Below are 19,492 nucleotides of genomic sequence, written 5' to 3' on the forward strand. Positions count from 1 at the left end.
AAATGGTGAGGCGAATCGGTTATTGTACCCCGAGCAGCCCCTTGCTGTCAGGGCCGGCTTCTTTTGCTGGCGCATCTGCAACGCTGTAACTGCCGTTTTGTTCCGGCCGCTGCCATCGAGGCAGTGGCCGAACAAGGCCCCACCATGCATCACCGGTATCAAGAAATTAAAAATAATGCCTTAGAGAAATTAATGGCCTGACATATAATTGTTTTTTAAAAAACTAAATCACCCCATGTCTTTTTCCTTTACCAATCTGAAAGCGCGACGTATGGCTGCCGCGGCTTGCGGCATGTCTGTATTGCTGCTGAGCGGCTGCGTCGTCAACACGTCGGTCGTTGACCCACTGAAAATGAGCGCACAATCGGGTGAGACCCCGGTGGTGGTCAGCATCACGTCGAACACCAAAGATATTTACGGATTCAATACGATCAAGTTACGCCGGGTGGTGGCGGGCGAACAGCGCAGTGATTTCAAGCTGGTCTCCGCAAACCTGGTGATGAAAAAGGTCGAGAGCGCGATGACAGGCGATACGTCCCTGTTTATTGGCGCCCTGCCGCCTGGCGAATATGAGTTTGTCGAACTGATCGACACCCGGGCCAACAAGCTCTTGCATGTGTACTCGACCATCGTGGGAAGCTTCAAAATCGAAGCAGGAAGATCGGCGGATCTGGGGCGGCTGATTGTGACACGCGGCGATTTCGGCGTGCAATACGGTCGCAGCGCGCAGGCGGTATCCAATGCGGAATTGATCCAGCGCTTTGCCCCCGACTACAGCAAGCTATTCGGCGCCGCTGCCAGCCCAGGCTGGAGCACCCCACACCACGCGCGGGACAATGTCGAGCAATTTGCCCGCGCCCACCCGGCCGGGGCCGAGTGCGTCACCGAAATGCCCGATGGCCGGGTGGCTGCCGCCAGCCGCATGGGCGCTGTCCTGATGCGCTCGACGCAAGGTCAATGGAAGATCATCAATGCCCCATCGGTGGAGTCGCTGTCTTGCGTGTTTCCCGTAGACCTGCCCAATGCCGAGTTGATCGCGGTAGGCGAATCCGGCTCCCTGCTACGCAAGGCGCGTGACAGTGACAAGCTGTTCCCTGTCGATGCAGGCAACCTGCCGCCCGGCAACCTGCTGCGCATCGGTGGCAACCCCAAGGATGGCTGGTACGTGATGCATCGCAAGGGGAACGCATTGAACATTTTCCATGCGAATCAACTGGAGGCTGGCGACTGGCGATCCGTGCACCATTCCACCTTGCCTGGGTCGTGGCTGCATGGCCCAGGCTTGTTGTGGACCTGGCAAGACGCGGGCCACATCGGCTATGCGTTGGAAAACGGCGTGATCGGCGAATTCGACTACAGCACGGGCAAGTTGACCGAGCGCTCTAGCCCGCACAAGAAAAGCTTGACAGAGTTTATCCATCAAGCCAATGGCACGCAAAGCGTTCTGGTAGCGGCTGGTCTGGCGGGACGGTTTCCGGACGCCTATGTTTCACGGAATCGCGGCCAGGACTGGACGCCTATCGTGTCGCCATTCAAGGTCCTGATGTCGCCCGTGGCGCCCCTCAATGACGGCAGATTGCTGATGGAGGCCGGCATGTATAACGAGGGCGCACTGCTGGTCAGCAGCGACGAAGGTAAAACCTGGGGGCCGTATGCGCCATACACACTGCGCCACGCCCCATTGATTTTCCCCTCCGGCCTCGCTCTCAGCATCCAGGAAGATTTCAAGGGTAACGTCAGCATTTACAGCTCCATGGACAATGCCAGGAAATGGAAGCTCGAGCATTCAAACCAGGATCTGCTCTCCACGCTGCAACAACTGAAACGATAGGCGCTTCCGCACTCGCCATCGGCAGCCGCCGGCGTGGCACCCGCAAAGCGCAACGGCACAGGAGTTCCTGTGCCGTTGCGTGGACCGCATGGGCCGCGGCTTACTTTTTGTCGGTTGGCGGCACCGGCGGAACGAACGGGAACGTGCCGAACAGATTCTTGCTCTGGCTCTGCATCTGTTCCTGCATTTGCACGAACAGGCTCTTGCTCTGGTCGATGTAGTTGTTCATCATGCCTTGCATCATCGGGCCCTGGACGTTCATGAACTGGGTCCACATTTCAGGGCTGAATGGCTTGCCTTCGAAGCTGCCGGCCGACGTGCCCGTGAATTTGTGCTGGATATCGGTGAACGCTTGCACGTTCTTTTCCAGGTAGGATCCCATCATGCCCTGCATGGCGTGGCCATAGTAGCGGATGATCTGCGACAACACGCTGCTCGAGAACATCGGCGCGCCGTTCGCTTCCTCTTCCAGAATGATTTGCAGCAAGATGCTGCGCGTCAAATCTTCATTGGATTTGGCATCGACGACGGTAAACACCTCATTGTCCAACACCAGCTGCTTGACGTCCGTCAAGGTGATGTAGGAACTGGTTTGCGTGTCGTACAGACGACGGTTGGGATATTTTTTAATCAGGCGGTCTATACTTTTTTTTGCACTACTCATCACAAGTTCCACTTATTGCGCCGCAGCGCATACTGAGTTAATCCGAAAAAAAAGCGAACGAGGGTCCGCTTTCGCACCTGCCTACGTTTTCCATTATAGAGTGGAAAACGGCTCCATTGCACATCAGGGTAGTAGATTCCCGCATTTATTGCAACGCAACTAAAAGTAGATTCCTGACAAGACCGGAGATTACGCCGTTCTTGTCAGGCGAGAAGCTTTTGTAAACTAGTCCGCCCTGACTTTAACATACCGCCCTGGCGCCGGCTCGATTGCCGCGTGGCGCTTGTTGCCCGGTTTGCCTGGCGCCTTCACCTGGGTGCCACCGTGTTCGGCCAGGAAAGCCGCCCATTCGGGCCACCAGCTGCCCACGTGCTCGGTCGCGCCTTCCATCCACTGTTCGGCAGTCAAAGGCTTGGCTTTCGCCGTACGTGGCTTGTCATTGCTCCAGTAACTGCGCTTTTTCTTCGAGGCGGGATTGATCACGCCAGCGATATGGCCCGAAGCGCCGAGGATAAAACGGTTGGCTTTCGGTTTTTTCGGGTTCAGCAAGGCCGTGCTGGCGTAGGCCGCGCCCCAGGGCACGATATGGTCTTCGCGCGAACCGTAGATGAAAGCGGGCGCGTCGATGCTGCCCAGGTCGACCTGCTCACCGGCCACCGTCAGCTTGCCCGGCACTTTCAGGCTGTTTTCCAGGTACGTGTTGCGCAGATACCAGCAGAACATGGGACCCGGCAAGCCCGTGCCGTCGCCATTCCAATACAGCAAGTCGAACGCGGGCGGCTCCTTGCCCTTCAGGTAGTTCGACTGCACGTAGTTCCACACGAGGTCGTTCGGCCGCAGGCTCGAGAAAGTGCTGCCCAGGTCGCGGCCCGACATCAGGCCGCCCTTGGCCAGGGTCTGCTCGCGCAGCGCCACTTGCGGCTCGTCGATAAAGACGTCGAGCGCGCCCGCGTCGCAAAAGTCGAGGAAGGTGGTCAACAGGGTCAGGCTGGCGGCCGGATTCTCGCCGCGCGCCTTGAGCACGGCCAGCGCCGTCGAGACGATGGTGCCGCCCACGCAAAAGCCGAACATATTGAGCTTGTCCTGGCCCGAGACTTCCTGCGTCACCTTGATGGCTTCGATCACGCCTTGCTCGACGTAATCGTCCCACGTCAGGTGCTGCATGCTCATGTCGGGATTGCGCCAGGACATCAGGAACACGGTATTACCCTGCTCCACCGCGTAGCGTACGAGCGAGTTTTCCGGCTGCAAGTCAAGGATATAGAATTTATTGATGCACGGCGGCACCATCAACAGCGGCCGCTGGTGTACCGTGGGGGTGCTTGGCGTGTACTGGATCAGCTGGAACAGGGCATTTTCAAACACCACCGTGCCCGGCGTGGTGGCCACGTTGCGGCCCACTTCGAAGGCCGATTCGTCGGACTGCGAAATGCGGCCCTTCTGCATGTCGGCCAGCATATTGCTCAAGCCCTTGGCCAGGCTTTCGCCCTTGGTCTCGATCAGGGTTTGCTGGGCATCGGGGTTGGTGGCGAGAAAGTTGGCGGGCGACATGGCGTCGACGATTTGCTGCACGGCAAACGCAATCTTTTGCTTCTGGTGCGGCGTCGCTTCCACGGCATCGGCCATGGCGCCGAGAAACTCCGCATTCAGCAGATAGGCCGCCGCATTGAAGGCCGACAGGGGGCTGGCGTGCCAGGCGGGCGCGGCGAAGCGGCGGTCTTTCAGTTCCGGCGCCTTGCCGGCCATAAAGTCGGCCCACAAGCCCGTCAGTTTGGCCACGTAGGCATTTTTCAGTTGCTCGATCGCTTCCGGCTTGATGCTGGCGCCCGCATCCTGCAAAATGCCGGCAATCGGATTGCCCTGGGGCTGCGGTACCATGTTGAACCACGTCTTCCACTGCTCAGGATTGCTGATCTGCGCCATCCATTCCTTGGTCATCATTTGAGGATCGGGCATATTCATAGCTATATAAGTCCATTCAAGAATTGGGGACGCCGAACAAAACCTACTGCGCGTCGGTATAGGCGGCCTGCGATGCTCACCGTACCTTCGTACGGTTGCGCTTCTTAGCCACCTCTCCCTTCCGCTCGCTACGGTTTTGCGCGGCGTCGAAACGTAGTCGAAAAATAGAAAACTTTAATATCAACTGCATGCAAACTCTTACTGATTGCCAATACCAATGATGCTCATGACCGCTGTTGCCTGGATCTATGTCGTCGGCCTCATGGCGCTGACGGAACCGTCCATCGTCGCCGGGGTGATGACCTTCTTGCTGTACTGCGTCATCCCCCTGTCCATCCTATTCTATCTGACGGGCTCGCGGCGACGCAAACGCAAGGCGGCGCGCATCGCGGAACAAAAGGCGCGCGCCCAAGCCTCAGCAGACGATAAAACAAAAACGGCAGACACATAAGTGTCTGCCGTGCAGATTATTTGCGCCAGATCAAGCTGGCCTGCCTTCCCGTGACGCCATCGCGCCGGTACGAGTAAAACTGCGCCGCATCGCTGACGGTGCAATATTCCCCTCCCGCCACTTGCGCCACGCCATCGCGCAGCAGCATGGTGCGCGCCAGCGCATAGATGTCGGCCAGGTATTTGCCCGGCTTGCCAGCGATGGCGACGAAGGCCGAACTCAACACTTGCCGCTCGGCGTCGTCGCGCGCGCCGTCGCGGAACGCTTGCGGCACATCCTGACCCACTTCGAATTGCTGCGGACCAATGGCCGGCCCCAGCCAGGCAAGGATGTCCGTCGCGCCCTGCGCCCGCATGCTGTCCACCGTGCGCTGCAAGACGCCGCTGGCCAGGCCGCGCCAGCCCGCATGGGCCGCGCCGACGACGAGGCCATCCGTCGAACAGAACAGCACCGGCAGGCAATCGGCCGTCATCACCACGCACACGGCGCCAGGCAAGGCGGCGATACTGGCGTCGGCGTCCGGCACGTGGCCGGCCAGCTTGCCAGCATCGGCCACGGCCACGCCGTGCACCTGCGACAGCCAGGCGGGCTCGGCAGGCAATATGGCAGCCAGCCGCGCGCGGTTGGCCGCCACGTGCGCGGGTTCGTCGCCCACGTGCGTGCCCAGGTTCAAGCCGCCGCCGCCCTGCCCGTCACCATACAGCCCCTGGCTCACGCCGCCCGCGCGCACGGTCGCCAGCGCGCCCACGTTCGCGGGCAAGCCGGGCCAATCGGGTAGAAGGCAAGGCAACGGCGCCATCATCAGACCTGTTCCGGCTCGGGAATGCCGGCCGTGGCGATCAGCTCGGCGAAATCATCGGCCAGCGGCACGATCCATTCGCACGCTTCCAGGGTGCCCGGATGCACGAGACCCAGGCGGCGCGCCTGCAGCGCCTGGCGCGAGAAGACGGATACCAGGTGCTGCTTGCCGTACACGTAATCGCCGACCAGCGCAAAGCCCAGATGCTGCATGTGCACGCGGATCTGGTGCGTGCGGCCTGTTTCCAGGCGGCATTGCATCAGGCTCACGGGACGACGGTCGAGTTCGCCGCTGCCGATCAATTCATAGTGCGTGATGGCGGGCTTGGCCGTGAAATTCTCCGAGACGGCCATCTTGACCCGGTCGCGTGGATGGCGCGCGATGGACGCATCGATGGTGCCCGCCATTTTCGGCGTGCCCCACACGAGCGCGAAATACTCGCGCTTGACGGTGCGCGCCTGCAACTGGCGCACGAGGTCCGTTTGCGAAGCGAGGGTCTTGCCGACGACCATCAGGCCGCTCGTATCCTTGTCCAGGCGGTGCACGATGCCCGCGCGCGGCACGCCAGCCAGCTGCGGACAGTGGTGCAGCAAGCCGTTGAGCAAGGTGCCCGACCAGTTGCCGGGGCCCGGATGCACGACCAGTCCGGCCGGTTTGTTGATGACGATGATATGCTCATCTTCGTGCACGATGTTCAATTCCATCGCTTCCGGCTTAAAAGCCTCGTCTTCCGGCGCGCTTTGCGGCAGAATGACGATCTTCTCGTCGCCATAGGCGGTCATGTTGCGTTTGGCAACTTTTCCATCGACGGTCACGAAACCGGCTTCCAGCCACAATTGCAAGCGGCTGCGCGAGTATTGCGGCACCAGCTTGGAGATGACTTTATCGAGGCGGTGGCCGCAGGCGTCCGGCGTCAGTTCCAATGTAATCGGGGCCATTTCCTCGAAGACGTCGTCGGCGGCAAAATCGCCGTCAAACGCCTCTTCGGCAGCATGGTCAGAAAGGGAGTCAAACGCGGGGTCAGCCAAATTAGGCTTCGGAGTTAATATCACAGCATTCCCATCGGCTATAATCAGCCTATTGTAAAATCTTGGTTAAAACCTTCTTGCAAAACGTCATGCAAAAAAAATTATCGTTGGTAGTCGCTTCAGTCGTTCTGCTCGGCATGTCCGCTTGCAGCTTGTTGCCTGAAAAAGTGGATGAGACCAAAAACTGGTCCGTTACGAAATTATACTCGGAGGCGCGTGAAGAAATGGCCGGGCAGCACTATGAAGCTGCAATCGGCCTGTTCCAGAAGCTGGAGGCTAACTATCCTTTCGGCAACTATGCTCTGCAAGCGCAGATGGAGATCGCTTACGCGTATTATAAGTCGGGAGACCAGGCGCAGGCACTGGCTGCCGTCGAACGCTTCATCAAGTTGCATCCGAACCACGCCAATGTGGACTATATGTACTACTTGCGTGGCCTGATCAGCTTTAACGACCAGATCAGCTTCCTGAACTTCCTGTACGAGCAAGACCCGACCGAGCGCGATCCGAAAGCCACGCGCGAAGCGTTTGCCGCCTTCAAGCAACTGGTCGACAAGTTCCCGAATAGTAAATATGCGCCCGATTCGTTGGCCCGCATGAACTATTTGATCGACGCCATGGCGAAATACGAAGTACACGTGGCGCGCTATTACTACCGCCGCGGCGCCTACCTGGCCGCCGCCAACCGCGCGCAAACGACGATCAGCGACTTTTCCGCCTCGCCGGCCATCGAAGAAGCGCTGTTCATCATGTACCGCTCGTATGACAAGCTGGGCCTGACCGATCTGCGCGACGATGCCTTGCGCGTGCTGACCAAGAACTACCCTAACACGGCATTCCTCAGCCCGGAAGGGGTGAACAAGGAACGCAAGTGGTGGAAATTCTGGCAGTAAGATAAGAAAAAACCGGGCTAGCCCGGTTTTTTTACTTATTCACCGACCTTGCGCCGAAACACCCAGCTCGTATCGTTCGATGCTTCCGGCACATACGCGTAGCCATCGACGTCGAACTGCTTGAGCTGCTCGGGATCGCGGATCTGGTTGACGGCCGCATAGCGGGCCAGCATGCCGCGCGCGCGCTTGGCGTAGAACGAGATGATTTTGTATTTGCCATTCTTCCAGTCCTCGAACACGGGTGCGATGACGGGCACGTCCAGCTGGCGCGGCTTGACGGATTTGAAATATTCTTCGGAAGCCAGGTTGACCAGCACTTTCGCGCCCTGCTCCTTCGCCGTGCGGTTCAGGCCGTTGGTGATGGTGTCGCCCCAGAACGCATACAAATCCTTGCCGCGCGTGGTCGACAGCCGCGTGCCCATTTCCAGGCGGTGCGGGTGGATCAGGTCCAGCGGGCGCAGCAAGCCGTACAGGCCCGACAGGATGCGCACGCGCGACTGGGCATAGTCGAGCTGGGCCGGCTGCAGGCTGCGCGCCTCGAAACCGGCATACACGTCGCCATTGAAGGCCATGATGGCCTGGCGCGCGTCATCAAGCTGGGGTGTCCACGACGCGTAGCGGGCCACGTTGAGGGCGGACAAGGCGTCGGAAATACCCATCAGGCTGCCCACTTCGGCCGGCGAAAACTGGCGCATGCGGGCTATGAGCTGGGCGGAATGGGCGAGAAAATCGGGAGTGCTGTGCAACGAGGTTGTTGGCGGCGTCTCCAGGTCGAGACTCTTGGCGGGCGAAAGCACGATCAACATAAATTATCACTACAGAATAGAATTGCCGACATGATACCTGCTCCACAAAAACTCGTCCTCGACACCAACGTTTGCCTCGACCTCTTCGTCTTCAACGACCCGCGCTGGGCGGGCCTGCTGGCGGCCATGGAAAGCGGCGCCGTATATGCCATCACGCGCGAAGATTGCCGCGCGGAATATCTGGTCGTGCTGCACTACAAGCATTTGCCGCTCGATGAAGCGAGCCGTGCCGTTGCCGCCGCCCGCTTCGACGCCCACATCACAGTCGTGGCGCCGCCCGTCTCCGGCGTGCGCCTGCCCGTCTGCACGGACAAGGATGACCAGAAATTCCTCGAACTGGCGCGCGACGCCAACGCCGACATCCTCATCACCAAGGACAAGGCGCTGCTGAAACTGGCCCGCAAGACGGCCAAGGCCGGCATGTTCAAGATCATGGTGCCGGAAGGCTGGGCATTGCCAGGCTGAGCCTTTAAAGCCCCGCACGCGACGGGGCGCGCTGCGCTAGAATGGGACACGATTCCACTTTCCGCACCGCGCCCCTACCGTTCATGAACAGCCCGTCCCTGCCCTACACGACTCCCGCCCTGACCACCCGCTTGCCTCTCGTGGGCACCACCGTGTTTACCCGCATGTCCAGCCTGGCGGCCCAGCATGGCGCCGTCAACCTGGGCCAGGGCTTTCCCGACTTCGATTGCGCGCCTGAACTGGTCGACCTCGTCAGCAACGCCATGCGCGCCGGCCACAACCAGTATCCGATGATGACGGGCACCGCGCCCCTGCGCGAGGCCATCGCCGCGAAGGTCGCCAGCCTGTACGGCCACAGCTATGATGCCGGCACGGAAATCACCGTCACGGCCGGCGCCACGCAGGCGCTCACCACGGCCATCCTGTGCTGCGTGCACCCGGGCGACGAAGTCATCGTCATCGAACCGGCCTACGACAGCTATCTGCCCGCCATCGCGCTGGCCGGCGGCGTGCCCGTGCTCGTCTCCATGGAGGTGGGTGAACACGGCTACAGCGTGCCGTGGGACAAGCTGGCCGCGGCCGTCAGCAGCAAGACGCGCCTGATCATCATCAACACGCCGCACAACCCGACGGGCACCATTTTGCGCCCCGCCGACGTGGCCACCCTGGCCGACATCGTGCGCGGCACGCAAATCTTGATACTGTCCGACGAAGTCTACGAGCATATGGTGTACGACGGCGTGCGCCATGAGTCGCTGGCGCGCAACCCGGAACTGGCGGCGCGCAGCTTCATCGTGTCCAGCTTCGGCAAGACGTATCACGTGACGGGTTGGAAAGTCGGCTATGTAGCCGCCCCAGCGGCACTGACGGTGGAGTTTCGCAAGGTACACCAGTACAACGTCTTTACCGTCAACACGCCGATGCAGCACGGCCTGGCCGGCTACATGGCCGACCCGCAGCCCTACCTGGACTTGCCCGCGTTTTACCAGCGCAAGCGCGACTTGTTCCGCGACGGCCTGGCGGGCAGCCGCTTCAGCCTGCTGCCGGCCGACGGCACGTATTTCCAGTGCGTGCGCTACGATGCCATTTCGCAAGAGACCGAAGCGCAGTTCGCCGAATGGCTGACGACGCAAATCAAGGTGGCCGCCATTCCCGTGTCCGCGTTTTATACGCAGGGCAAGGAGTCGGGCATCGTGCGCTTCTGCTTTGCCAAGAAAGACGAGACCTTGCGCCTGGCGCTCGAGCGCCTGCGCAGCATATAACCGAGCACTGAACATGGCTTCGCTGCGGCGGGGCAAAGGATGACAGATGGTAAAGCGTCGCATCGGCCCGGCCGACCTGGTTCCCGGCGAACCCCTGCCCTGGGATCTGTTTCTGGCCGACCACAGCGCCGGCCCGCAATTGCGCAAGGGCCAGATCATCACGGATGGCGCGCAGCTGGGGCGGCTAATGCAGCTGGGCCTGTACGTGGGCGCACCGGACCAGCCGTCCGTCTTGCGTCTGCTCAACGAAGCGGCGCAGCGCCTGGAACGCTTGCTGCTGGCCTTGCGCAGCGAAAACAATGCCGAGCGCGACGTGCGCGACATCGCCCGCGAACTGCTGCGCGCGCTCGAACACGATGCCGATATCGCCCTGGCCAGCATCCTGCTCAACCAGATCGCCGGCAGCTACGCCGTGCGCCACTGCATCGAAACGGCCTTGCTGGCCATGCTGGTGGGACGCAGCATGCACAAGTCCCACGATGAATTATTGTTGATCGGCGCGGCCGCGCTGACGATGAACGTGGGCATGCTGCGCCACCACGACAGCTTCCAGGACCGGCGCGGCCCCCTGAATGACGAAGAAATGCGCATCGTGCGCCAGCATCCACAGGAAAGCACGGAACTGTTGCGTTGCGCCGGTGTCGACGACGAGGAGTGGCTCAGTTGTGTGCTGCTGCACCATGAAAACGACGACGGCAGCGGCTACCCGCAGGGGCGCACGGCCGATGAAATCCTGCAAAATGCCAAGCTGATCGGCCTGGCGGACCGCTATTGCGCCCGCGTTTCCGCGCGCAACTACCGGCGCTCCATCGTGCCCGACCAGGCGCTGCGGCACATCTTCCTCGACCAGGGCGTGCCCATCGATCCGCTGCTGGGAGAACAGTTCGTCAACCTGCTGGGAAAATATCCACCGGGCACTCTGGTGCGCCTGCGCAGCGGCGAACTGGGCGTCGTCACGCAACGGGGCGCCGGCCACGTGCATCCACTCAGCGACCCGCTGGGCGCGCCGCTGGCCGCCGCCCAGCTATCGCAAATGACGCCGCGCGACACGGGCGACAGCCAGTTCGCCATCGTTTCGTCGCTGCACGAAGATGATGCGGGCGTACGCTTCAGCATGCGGCATGTGTGGGGGGATGAGGCGCGGCTGTAGTCTGGCTGGCCAGCCCCGCACAATGTTATTTCACGGTTTCGGCGGACGGATGCCCGTGTACTGTGCGCTGACGAGCAGCCATTGCTTGTCGACAAGCTGGGCGACATACCCGGCGCGCATGGCGAAGGTGCGGGCAGTTCCTTCCTGGTTGACGCGGTAGGACAGCCGTGCCGAGATGAGCGCCGTATCGCCAAAAATACGCACCACCGGCTCATCGACCTGAACTTGAGGGCTCGGCCGCTTCTGCTCCGGCGCATAGAAGGAGAGCATTTTTTCACGCCCGTCCACCTCGCCGACCGGCGATATTTCCACATAATTCTCGGCCGTAATGGCTTTCAATGTGGCTTGATCGAAGCTGCTCTGGGCCTGCGCATGGCGCTGCGCCAGGGCCAGCAGTTCGGCGTCGGCGGGAGCCGCCTGCGCGCCACCCATCGCGCCCAAGGCGCCCAGCAGGCAGGTCGTAAAAATGTGTGAAAGATATAATTTCATGCGTATGTCATCCTGATCGAGGTCATTGAGAAGCATCCGATCTCTGCCTGGCCTCCTCAGGATCGAACGCTCGCCTGTGGATAGCCATGACGCGGATATCCACATGTATGCTAACCCGCCGCCGTTTTCTGCCGCCTGCCATTGCGACAGGCGGCTTGATCGGGGTGCTGAAACGCCGTTTTAGCGCCCCCATCGCAGGCTTGCCGCCCGGACGGGATGCTGCCAATTATTTGCCCGGCGACTTCAGGTAGGCCCGCAATCCATGCGTCAGGACAAAGGGAAACACGCTCGCATGGTCTTCATCCTCGAACACGCGCAAGCGCGTCTTCAGGCCCGGGTACTTGTGCGATTTCAGCTTGCCATCGAACTCGCGCAAGTCGGCCAGCATGTCGGCCTCTTCCTCCAAACGCGAACGCTTCTTGCCAGCCGCCAGCTTTTCCAGGCCGCCGATGCCGAAGAACACGGACGCGGGCAAGTCCTTGTGGCTGGCGGCATACGCCTGCTCGCGGTCGAACATGACGCCGGCGTCGTACCACAGCGACGGGCTGCCGAGGATGTAGTGCTCGAAAGTGCGTGGTTCCGTCAGCAAAAATTGCAGACCCAGCAGGCTGCCGTAGGAATGGCCGATGAAGACCTTGCGCTGCATGTTCACGCGATAGTTACTGGCGATAAAGGGAAACACCTCGCCCGAGATGAACTGGCCATACGCCTTCGCTTCGCCGAACGCCGGTTGGCGCCCCGGCATGTCCGAGCGGTAATCGTGCTTGCGCGGCGTGGTGGGCGTGTAGTCGCGGCGGCGGCTGTACACCCCGCCATCGCCGTTGGCGTACGACAGGCCGACCACCACGACTTCTTCCATCCCCGCATGCTTGTTCAGGCGCTGCGCGATATTGCGCACGATGGCGAACGAGTAATTGGCGTCGACGACGAACAGCACCGGGTAGCGTTTATTCCCCTGCCGATAGGAATCGGGCAAGGCGACATAGAGCTGGTAATCGCGTTTCAGGGCTTGCGCACGGATGTCGCGCACTTCCGTATTCTCAAGAACGTAGCTGGCAGGCGTGCCGGCGGGGGCGGCCAGCACGCTGCTGGCCAGACAGCAAAGGACGACGAGCAGACTGAAAGGCTTCAAGATGGTCTCTTTCATGGAGGTAAACGTTACTTCGCCGCAGCCGCCGTCAGCTGCACCAGCTTGCGCTCGACAAACGCGTGCAATTGCGGCGACAGGGTTTGCAAGCCCTTGGCCCGCTCGAACGCCTGGCGCGCCTGGGCTGGGTGGTTGTCCGCTTGCAAGGCGATGCCCAGGCCCATCCACCAGACGCTGTTGTCGGGCGCCGTCTGCAGGGCCTGCTGATAATGTTCCGATGCTTCGCGGTAGCGCTGCTCGCGCTGCAGCACGCCGGCCAGGAAGGCGTGGTATTCGCCGTTGTCGGTCGCGTACGGCAAGCTGCGCGTGAGAGTTTCGAGGGCGGCCGCGCCGCCGTTGGCCTTGTCCAGCTGCAGACGGGCCAGCATCATCGCTTGCGCCGGCTGTTTCGGGTCCAATGCCAGGCTCAGCTGCAACTGGCGGGCCGCCTCGTCGGGGCGCTGCGCTTCGAGCAGCAGACGCACCAGGGTTTCGCGCGCGCCCTGGTGGCGCGGGTCCAGCTGCAGGGTCTGCTGCAAACCGGGCAACGCTTCGGAGACGCGGCCATCCTGCAACTGGGCCAGCGCGCGCCGGTATTCATTCTCCACGCGCTGCTGCGCAGTGACGTGCTTGCCGTCGATGATGCGCTCGCTGGCGGCCGGTGCCGGCGTTTTTACCACGGGCCCAGCGGCAGGCTTGGCGGCTTTTTCCGCGATGCGGCGCAATTCGGCGGGCCGCGCCTTGGCTGGCGCGGGGGTAACTTCCTCGGCCTGGAACACGGGCTCGGGTTCCGCCGCCACGACGGGCGCAACTGGTGCCGTCACCACGGGAGCCGGTGCAACGACAGGCACCGGCGCCGGTGCCGGAGCCAGACCAGGCGTACTGGCCACATTGACCAGCATGGGCGGCACGGCCGGGCGCTTCAGGTAGACCCAGCCCAGGGCGATGGCGGCGGCCGTCAGGCCGGCAGCGCCGCCGAAGACGAGCGCGCGCGGCAGGCCCCGCTCGCGTTCGGGCACGGAGCGGATGCCGGCCGCGTCGCCGCGTCCATCGGGGGTGCCGCGCGCATCGAGGTCTTGCAACATCTTGTTAATCAGGCTCATCTACAGGCTCATCTTCGTCATCGGTTCAATAAAGTCCAGCTCACGCCGCAGGCGGCGGCCAGCACGCCGGCGCCGGCCAGCCATGGCCAGGGCTTTTGCCAGAAGCGCGGCTTGCTGGCCAGGGTATCGCTGGCGGCCAGCGCCACGTGGCGGCCGCTCACCTGCTGCCGGCCTTCGCCATACGCCACCATCAGCGCCTTGTGCGCCATGATGTTGATCAGGCGCGGGATGCCGCCGGAAGCCTGGTACAGCTTGCGCACGCCGCCACGGCTGAACAGGCGCGCACCATCGAAGCCGGCCACGCGCAGGCGGTGCGCCACATAGAAATCCACGTCGTCGCGCGACAAGGGACCCAGGTGGTAGTGAAAGGTGATGCGCTGTGCCAGCTGGCGGATTTCCGGCAGGGCCAGCTTGACGTCGAGTTCCGGCTGGCCGAACAGCACGATTTGCAGCAGCTTGCGCTTTTCCGTTTCCAGATTCGTCAGCAGGCGCAGCGCTTCGAGGCTGTCGACGGGAATCGCCTGCGCTTCGTCCAGGCACAGCAGCACGCGCTTGCCCTGCGCCGCCAGGTTGAGCAGGCGCAGGTTGAGGGACTTGAGCAACTGATGCTGATCAGCATCTTTCTCCAGCAATACATCGAGGTCGTCCGCCAGCGCCAGGATCAGCGAACGGGGCGGCAAGTTCGGATTCGGGATGTAGGCCGTGACGAAATCCGGCCCCAGCGATTGCATGAACTTGCGGCAAAGAAAAGTCTTGCCGGTACCCACTTCGCCAGTGATCTTGATGAAGCCCTCGCCATTGCGCGCCGCCACCAGCAAGGTATTGAGCGCCTTTTGCGACTGCGGGCCGTTGAAGAAGAAACTGGTATCGGGCGTGAGGCCGAACGGCGCCTCGCGCAAGCCGAAATGGGCCTGGTACATTTAGCGCCGCTCCGACGGTCGGCGCGGGTCGAGCGCCTCGATGCGCTTGCCCGAATCGAGCAAGTCCTCGTTCCAGCTGTTGGCGCCATCGACGATGGTCGGCTTGATCAGCACCACCAGCTCGCGCTTCTGGATCACCTGCCCCGTGTTGCGGAACAGCGCACCCAGCACTGGAAGATCGCCCGCGCCCGGCACTTGCGAGCGGTCCGCCGTCGTAGCCTGGCGCATCAGGCCGCCGATGGCGACGATGCGGCCATCCTGGCTGCGCACCATGCTGTCCATTTCGGACGTGCTCGAGGCGGCCAGCGGCAGTTTCAGCGAACCGGCGCTGCCCAGGTCGATCTCCTTGCTGATGGTCGACACCTGGCTGACGGACGGATGCACGTGCAGGATGATGTTGCCGTCCGCATCGATCTGCGGCGTCACGTCCAGCACCACGCCGGAAAAGAACGGTTGCAAGGTCACGTTGGGGCTGGTGGTGGCGCCGCTGGCCGTGGTGTTGGTGGTGGTCGACACGCCCGTCACGTAAAACTCGTCCGTGCCGATCTTCAGCACGGCCTTCTGGTTGTTCATGGTGGCGATACGCGGACTCGACAGCACGTGCACGGAGCCTTGCGATTCCAGGAAGGAAATCATGGCGGCGAAATTGGCTGTCTGGAAAGCCAGGCCGAACATGGAACCGGCCGAGGTCGCCGCCGAACTGAGGCCAAAGCCGCTGCTGGCCGTCAAGCCATTGCCGGTGGTCATGTTGGGCGGCTGGCCGCCGTTGAACGGCAGCGGCGCCAGGGTGCCGCCCGGCTGGATGAAGCCGGTCGAGATGCGGTTCGTGTGACCGCTCTTGATCGAGGCGAACGAGGCCCAGTTGATGCCCGTCTGCGTGTTGTCGTTGAGCTCGACTTCGAGGATTTTCGCTTCCAGGATGACCTGGCGGTCGACGGACAATTGCGTGGCCTTCAGGTACATGTCGACATTGCGCAACTCTTCCGGCATGGCGCGGATGACGATCACGCCCGACTGCGGACTCAGCACCACTTGCCGCCCGCCTTCGGTGCTGCCGACGATAGCTTCCAGCGCCGCTCTCAATTCCGGCCAGAAATCTGCCGTGGACGAGGTGGTCAGGTTGCTGCTGTCCAGGGTGCGGCCGCCCTGGCCGCCATTGGTTTGCTGGTTCTGCTCGTTATTCTGGTTGTTGCCCTGGTTATTGCCCTGGCTGTTATTGCTGCCCGAACCGCCCGAATTGGTCGAGCCCACCGAACCCACGGACGTCGACGAGACGCGCAAGTTCGAACTGCCGCGGCGCGCGCCCGTCAGGTAATTGACGTGGAACAGACGCGTCTGCATGGTCAAGGGCTTGATGTAGATCTGCGTGCCCTCGACCTTGTAATCGTAGCCATACAGTTCGCGCACGGCGTCGAGCGCCTGGAACAGGGTCACGTCCTTCAGGTTGGCGGAAATCGTGCCGCCGATGTCGGGATGGACCAGCATGTTGTAGCGCGTGCCGGCCACGATGGAAGTGAAGAACTGGCGCGCCGGCACATTGTTGAAAGCCACGTTGAAGCGCTCGTCGAGCGCGGCGCGGGCCTTTGGCAATTGCTGGGCCAGGGCCGCCACGGGCGGCAGCAGCGCCGCTTCCACGGCATCGGGCTGGGCCGCTGGCGCCGTGGTGGCCGCCGCGCCCTTGACGGCATCGGTGATCGCATTGTAGGTGTCGCGCTTGACGGGCGCGACATTGCAGCCGCCCAGGCCCAGGCTGACGCTGATGACAGCCGCCATCGTACTGATCTTGAACATGCTCGCCTTGTGTTGATTGAGTTGCTTGGCCACTTCTTCTACTCCTGCTTGCTGCCGGTCTTGCTATCGGTCTTGCGATCGGCCTTGTTATCGGTCTTGCTGCTCGGGTACAGCTTGAAGGTTTCCAGTGATTTGCCACGCCGCAACAGCACTGCCGTGTCGTGGATTTCCGTCACCACGGCGTCGCCCACCTTGCTGCCAACCTTGACCGTCTGGCCATCGATGACGGCCAGGCGGCGTCCGCCCGGCTGGGTGGAAATGAGCACCGATTGCAGCTGAGGCCGGGCCGCAACGACGGGCGCGGCGCTGGCGGGCGCCCACAGGGCCGCGGGCGGACGCGTCGGATCGTCGAGCGCCTGCGCCTGCGCGCCCGGCCATGCCAGGTTCAGCATGAGCAAAGGCGCCAGCAGCGCGGGACCAAAGGTCAGAGTGCGATCCATGTGTCGTCCATGCTGAGGGTATGTAAAGTCAGGGTCAGGGTGGCGCTTGGGTAAGTGGCCGCATCGAGGTGGGCGGCGCCCCAGAAGACGCGCGTCGGCATCGCTTGCAGCGCCTGCATGTATTGCAGCATGTCCGCATAGCTGCCTTGCAGCACCACTTCCACGCCATGCTGGTGCAGCAACGGCGCCGGGGCCGGCGCCTTGGCGGCATCCGCCTTGGCCGCCGCATCGCCGTTCGCGGTTTCAGCCTGATGTGCGCCGACTGCGCTGCCGGGCAAGGTTTTCAGCGACACCAGGCGCAATCCCGCGTGCCGGCGCAGCAGGTGCTCAAGCAAGGTAACCATGCGCTCGGGCGCCACCAGGCCATGCTGCTTCTCGCGCAGCGCCTGCGCCAGGGATGCCGTTTCCGCCTGCAGGGCCAGCAGGCGCGCGCGCGCTTCCTTGTCGGGATCGGTGGCATGGGCGAGCATGGTCAGCTCGATTTCCTTGTTCGTCGCGGTCAACAGGCTTTGCTTTTGCGCAATGCTCGCTTCCAGCGCTGCGTGCTTCGCCAGCAAGGGATTGAGGCTCATGAAATAAAATACGAACAGGATGGCGGCCGCAGCGGCGCCAAACACCATCAGCCGCTCGCGCAGGCTGAGGGCGTCGAAGGCGGCGGCCCATTTTTTCAGCAAGGGCAGCATCAGCGTGTTCCTCCCGCAACAGGTTTGGGCGGCGTGGCGGCACGCTCCGCCGACCGCAGGCTGAACGCGACGTAAGGCAGGCTGGCCGCCTTGCCCTCGGCCACGGCCGGCTGCTCGGGCTGGCTGATGTCGAGGCTGGCGAAGCTCTTGCCTTTGAGTACTTCCTGCTGGCCCAGGCGCGTGATGTACGCGGGCAGCAGCGACGCGTGCAAGGCGCGGCCCTGCAAGCCGAAGTCATTGCCGGCGCCGGCGATGTCCACGCCCGTCAGCCATACGCCTTCGACCCTGGCCTGCGCCAGCGCGCGAAAATAGCCGGCATAGCCGAGAGTATTGCCCAGCTTGCCGCTGTCCAGCATGCTAGCCGCGTCTTGCAGCAACTGGCGCTGCGCCTCGACGGCGGCCAGTTCCTGCGCCAGGGCCGGATCTTTCTTGCGTGGCGGGTAATCGCGCAAAATCTGGTCGCGCTTCGCCTCGACTTGCGCCAGCGCCGCCTTGACGCCCGCTTCGCGCTGTTCCAGGCCGGCCATTGCCTGCCCGGCCAGCACGCCCAGGACCAGCAAGACGAGCGCCAGCGCGCTCAGGCCCAGGCCGGCCGTGCTCGCCGACATATGGTGTTTTTTCAGTTCAAACCGGGGATTGAACAGATTGATCTGCTGGCTCATGCGCCCTTCCCTTCATGCTTGCCCGGGTGCGGGCCAAGCTCGCGCAAGGCCGCGCCGATGGCCAGGAAGTAGCGCGCCTGCATGGCGGGGTCGCGCAATTCGGCGGCCTGCGACAAGTCCAGCACGGCGGCCAGGTCCAGCTGCTCGACGGGCATGTAGAGATTGTCCGCCAGGTAGGCGTGCAAGCCATCGCTGGCGCCCGTCATCAGCATCAGGCGCGAGAGCGAAATGAAGTGGAACTGGCGGTCGAAGTGGTCGAACGAGCGCTGCAGTTCCAAGGTGACGCGATCGTAGTACTGGCTGGCATCGGGCGACTGCAATTGCGCCAGGGTCACATCGATGCGGCGCGCCTGGTACAGCTCGCCATTGAAACTCATGGTCAGCAAGCCGCCGTCGCCATCGAAAAACAGCACGGCGATGCCGCGTCCCGGCGTTTCCAGCAAGGTGGCGATATTCCGCTGCGCCATTTCGGGGATATCGATCACGGACAGGCCGACCTTGCATTCGGCGTACTGCGCCTGGCGCCGCGACACGGCGCTGTTGCGCGCGGCGACGGCAAACACGCTGCTGCCCCGCTGGGTGCCGTTCGGATCGCCGGGAATGTCGAACACGTCGATGGTGGCGTCGGCCAGGGGAAAGTCCAGCATGTCCTTCAGGCGCCAGCCCACGGCCGTCTTCAACTCCTCGCGCGGCACGGCCGGCGCTTCCAGCGACAGCAGCTGGTATTCGCCGCCGGCCAGCACGCTGGTGCAGTGGCGCGATGGGGCCTGCAGTTCCTTGCCCAGTTTTTCCAGCACCTCGGCCGGCGCCGGCCGTGCGGCCGCCTGATAGCTGGCACGCAGCACGCGCGGCATGCCGCCGGCGGGACGCTCGACAACGACAGCGCTGACGCCCTCGCGGCCGAACGCCGTGGCCAGCCAGCCATCGTACTTCTTTGCTCTTGCGAATAAACCCATGCGAACTATCC

General features: G+C 62.6%; 20 protein-coding genes. 6 read left to right on the forward strand and 14 right to left on the reverse strand.

Features of this window, described 5'->3' with window-relative positions; genetic code table 11:
• Positions 1 to 235: 235 nt before the first annotated feature.
• Complete coding sequence (locus IGS55_RS23405) at positions 236 to 1,831, forward strand: hypothetical protein (RefSeq protein WP_230517804.1); 1,596 nt, start codon at positions 236 to 238, stop codon at positions 1,829 to 1,831.
• A 100-nt stretch (positions 1,832 to 1,931) separates the two neighbouring features.
• Here the strand turns inward: IGS55_RS23405 and phaR are convergent, their stop codons facing one another.
• Both phaR and phaC read right to left on the reverse strand, forming a co-directional pair.
• Positions 1,932 to 2,495 carry a polyhydroxyalkanoate synthesis repressor PhaR gene (gene phaR / locus IGS55_RS23410; protein WP_010399000.1) on the reverse strand — a complete coding sequence of 188 codons (564 nt, stop codon included), beginning with the start codon at positions 2,493 to 2,495 and terminating at the stop codon, positions 1,932 to 1,934.
• A 225-nt stretch (positions 2,496 to 2,720) separates the two neighbouring features.
• Entirely contained in the window at positions 2,721 to 4,457 is a 1,737-nt protein-coding gene (gene phaC, locus IGS55_RS23415) for a class I poly(R)-hydroxyalkanoic acid synthase (RefSeq protein WP_230517802.1), read from the reverse strand.
• Positions 4,458 to 4,674: 217 nt separating this feature from the next.
• Here phaC and IGS55_RS23420 point away from each other — a divergent pair, with 217 nt between their 5' ends.
• Positions 4,675 to 4,908, forward strand: coding sequence for a hypothetical protein (locus IGS55_RS23420; RefSeq protein WP_329958148.1), 234 nt, complete (start codon positions 4,675 to 4,677; stop codon positions 4,906 to 4,908).
• Positions 4,909 to 4,924: 16 nt separating this feature from the next.
• Here the strand turns inward: IGS55_RS23420 and pgeF are convergent, their stop codons facing one another.
• Positions 4,925 to 5,710, reverse strand: coding sequence for a peptidoglycan editing factor PgeF (pgeF, locus tag IGS55_RS23425; protein ID WP_230517801.1), 786 nt, complete (start codon positions 5,708 to 5,710; stop codon positions 4,925 to 4,927).
• Positions 5,710 to 6,735, reverse strand: a complete 1,026-nt coding sequence (locus IGS55_RS23430) for an RluA family pseudouridine synthase (RefSeq protein WP_034755341.1) — start codon at positions 6,733 to 6,735, stop codon at positions 5,710 to 5,712. The genes pgeF and IGS55_RS23430 overlap by 1 nt, the downstream gene beginning before the upstream one ends.
• 89 nt (positions 6,736 to 6,824) lie before the next feature.
• Here IGS55_RS23430 and IGS55_RS23435 point away from each other — a divergent pair, with 89 nt between their 5' ends.
• Positions 6,825 to 7,628: an outer membrane protein assembly factor BamD gene (locus IGS55_RS23435; RefSeq protein ID WP_086140734.1), complete on the forward strand. Its 804-nt coding sequence runs from the start codon at positions 6,825 to 6,827 to the stop codon at positions 7,626 to 7,628.
• Positions 7,629 to 7,663: 35 nt separating this feature from the next.
• Here the strand turns inward: IGS55_RS23435 and yaaA are convergent, their stop codons facing one another.
• Positions 7,664 to 8,434, reverse strand: a complete 771-nt coding sequence (gene yaaA / locus IGS55_RS23440; protein ID WP_230517799.1) for a peroxide stress protein YaaA — start codon at positions 8,432 to 8,434, stop codon at positions 7,664 to 7,666.
• A gap of 30 nt (positions 8,435 to 8,464) precedes the next feature.
• Here yaaA and IGS55_RS23445 point away from each other — a divergent pair, with 30 nt between their 5' ends.
• The 3 genes from IGS55_RS23445 to IGS55_RS23455 all read left to right on the forward strand — a co-directional run bounded on the left by IGS55_RS23445 (position 8,465) and on the right by IGS55_RS23455 (position 11,311).
• Positions 8,465 to 8,899 (forward strand): putative toxin-antitoxin system toxin component, PIN family, encoded by a 435-nt coding sequence (locus IGS55_RS23445; protein WP_230517798.1) that lies wholly within the window; start codon positions 8,465 to 8,467, stop codon positions 8,897 to 8,899.
• Between the two features lie 83 nt (positions 8,900 to 8,982).
• The gene (locus IGS55_RS23450) at positions 8,983 to 10,161 is read left to right on the forward strand and encodes a pyridoxal phosphate-dependent aminotransferase (RefSeq protein ID WP_230517912.1); all 1,179 of its coding nucleotides are present in this window, start codon (positions 8,983 to 8,985) and stop codon (positions 10,159 to 10,161) included.
• Positions 10,162 to 10,207: 46 nt separating this feature from the next.
• The gene (locus tag IGS55_RS23455) at positions 10,208 to 11,311 is read left to right on the forward strand and encodes an HD-GYP domain-containing protein (RefSeq protein WP_230517797.1); all 1,104 of its coding nucleotides are present in this window, start codon (positions 10,208 to 10,210) and stop codon (positions 11,309 to 11,311) included.
• A 30-nt stretch (positions 11,312 to 11,341) separates the two neighbouring features.
• Here IGS55_RS23455 and IGS55_RS23460 read toward each other — a convergent pair whose 3' ends face one another.
• From IGS55_RS23460 to IGS55_RS23500, 9 genes are all read right to left on the reverse strand, one after another.
• Complete coding sequence (locus IGS55_RS23460) at positions 11,342 to 11,836, reverse strand: nuclear transport factor 2 family protein (RefSeq protein WP_230517796.1); 495 nt, start codon at positions 11,834 to 11,836, stop codon at positions 11,342 to 11,344.
• 190 nt (positions 11,837 to 12,026) lie between these two features.
• Positions 12,027 to 12,932 (reverse strand): alpha/beta hydrolase, encoded by a 906-nt coding sequence (locus IGS55_RS23465; RefSeq protein ID WP_230517795.1) that lies wholly within the window; start codon positions 12,930 to 12,932, stop codon positions 12,027 to 12,029.
• Between the two features lie 26 nt (positions 12,933 to 12,958).
• The gene (locus IGS55_RS23470; protein WP_230517794.1) at positions 12,959 to 14,029 is read right to left on the reverse strand and encodes a tetratricopeptide repeat protein; all 1,071 of its coding nucleotides are present in this window, start codon (positions 14,027 to 14,029) and stop codon (positions 12,959 to 12,961) included.
• A 17-nt stretch (positions 14,030 to 14,046) separates the two neighbouring features.
• Positions 14,047 to 14,949, reverse strand: a complete 903-nt coding sequence (locus IGS55_RS23475) for an ExeA family protein (protein WP_034755331.1) — start codon at positions 14,947 to 14,949, stop codon at positions 14,047 to 14,049.
• On the reverse strand, positions 14,950 to 16,740 hold the full coding sequence (gene mshL / locus IGS55_RS23480) for a pilus (MSHA type) biogenesis protein MshL (RefSeq protein WP_230517793.1): 1,791 nt from the start codon (positions 16,738 to 16,740) through the stop codon (positions 14,950 to 14,952).
• A gap of 38 nt (positions 16,741 to 16,778) precedes the next feature.
• Positions 16,779 to 17,180: an MSHA biogenesis protein MshK gene (locus IGS55_RS23485; RefSeq protein ID WP_230517792.1), complete on the reverse strand. Its 402-nt coding sequence runs from the start codon at positions 17,178 to 17,180 to the stop codon at positions 16,779 to 16,781.
• Positions 17,165 to 17,863, reverse strand: a complete 699-nt coding sequence (gene gspM / locus IGS55_RS23490; protein ID WP_230517791.1) for a type II secretion system protein GspM — start codon at positions 17,861 to 17,863, stop codon at positions 17,165 to 17,167. Before gspM ends, IGS55_RS23485 begins: the two co-directional genes overlap by 16 nt.
• Positions 17,863 to 18,525, reverse strand: a complete 663-nt coding sequence (locus tag IGS55_RS23495) for a PilN domain-containing protein (RefSeq protein ID WP_230517790.1) — start codon at positions 18,523 to 18,525, stop codon at positions 17,863 to 17,865. The genes gspM and IGS55_RS23495 overlap by 1 nt, the downstream gene beginning before the upstream one ends.
• Complete coding sequence (locus IGS55_RS23500) at positions 18,522 to 19,481, reverse strand: agglutinin biogenesis protein MshI (RefSeq protein ID WP_230517789.1); 960 nt, start codon at positions 19,479 to 19,481, stop codon at positions 18,522 to 18,524. The genes IGS55_RS23495 and IGS55_RS23500 overlap by 4 nt, the downstream gene beginning before the upstream one ends.
• Between the last annotated feature and the right edge of the window lie 11 nt (positions 19,482 to 19,492).

The organism is Janthinobacterium sp. EB271-G4-3-2 (assembly GCF_020858035.1).
In the GTDB taxonomy this organism is placed as follows: domain Bacteria; phylum Pseudomonadota; class Gammaproteobacteria; order Burkholderiales; family Burkholderiaceae_D; genus Janthinobacterium; species Janthinobacterium aestuarii.